General features: G+C 67.0%; 2 protein-coding genes. Both read right to left on the bottom strand.

Going from position 1 to position 1,033, the window contains the following annotated elements; all coding sequences use genetic code 11:
- A partial coding sequence (locus ACIGXE_RS37780) for an IS3 family transposase (protein ID WP_399754701.1) occupies positions 1–661 on the bottom strand: 661 nt, incomplete at its 3' end.
- Positions 658–957, bottom strand: a complete 300-nt coding sequence (locus ACIGXE_RS37775) for a transposase (protein WP_399754699.1) — start codon at positions 955–957, stop codon at positions 658–660. The genes ACIGXE_RS37780 and ACIGXE_RS37775, both read right to left, overlap by 4 nt.
- Positions 958–1,033 lie beyond the last annotated feature (76 nt).

Here is a 1,033-nt window from a genome sequence, read left to right as displayed (position 1 = left end):
CGACCGACAGACGAATGCTGAACTTGTCTGCGAGGGTGGCGAGTTCACGGCTGGTGTATTGGCAGCCGCGGTCGGAGTGGAAGATCACCGGACCGGCCGGCCGACGGGTGCGGCACGCGGCTGTGAGTGCGTCGGCGACGAGTTCGGTTCGCAGGTGGTCCGCGGTGGCCCAGCCGACGACGCGGCGGGAGGCGATGTCGATGACGGTGGCCAGGTAGAGCCAGCCCTCGTCGGTGGCGATGTAGGTGATGTCGCCGCACCAGCGGGTGTCGAGGGCCGAAGCGTCGGGTTGGAAGTCGCGAAGTACCAGGTCAGGGCGGGTGACAGCAAGTGGGTCGGGGATGGTGGTGCGGTGGCGACGCCGTCGGTGTCGGCCCGCGAGTCCGGCCTGTCGCATCAGTCGTGCGACCCGGCGGCGTCCGCAGTCGGCGCCTTCGCGCTTCAGGGCGGCATGGACGCGCGGAGCACCATAGGTTCCGCGGGACTGCTGGTGGATGACGGTGATCTGTTCGGTGAGCGCGGCGTCCCGCACCGCCCGGGGGCCAGGGGTGCCGTTGCGGCGGGTGTAGTAGGCGGTTCTGGAGACCTCGAGGAGTTCACACGTCCGTTTGACGTTGTGACCTGCGGTTTTCTCCGCCTCGATGAACGGGTCCACGTTCACCGGGTCTCCGTCGCGAAGAAAGCCGTCGCACGCTTGAGGATGTCGACGTCCTCGCGCAGCCTGCGGTTCTCCCGCCGCAGTGCGGCCAGTTCCTCACGTTCGCTGCTGGTCAGGCCGTCGCGTTCACCCGCGTCGATTTCGGCCTGCTTAACCCAGTCCCGCACCGCGGTCTCCGTCAGATCGAAGTCCTTGGCGACCTGACCGACCGACCGGTCCCCCCGTCGGCACAAGTCGACGATCTCAGCCTTGAACTCCTGCGTGAACGAACGGCGAGGGCGCGGCTTCTTCTTCCCCATGCTCTCCATGATGAACATCATCCTTCCGGGGCGGGAGCCCCTGATCTCAGATGTCCGTCAAAGCGGATCAAGCCCA

The sequence above is a fragment of the Streptomyces sp. NPDC053431 genome, from assembly GCF_044544925.1.
GTDB lineage: Bacteria > Actinomycetota > Actinomycetes > Streptomycetales > Streptomycetaceae > Streptomyces.
The sequence above is the reverse complement of the archived record's forward strand: the minus strand, read 5'-3'. Positions and strand labels throughout refer to the sequence as shown.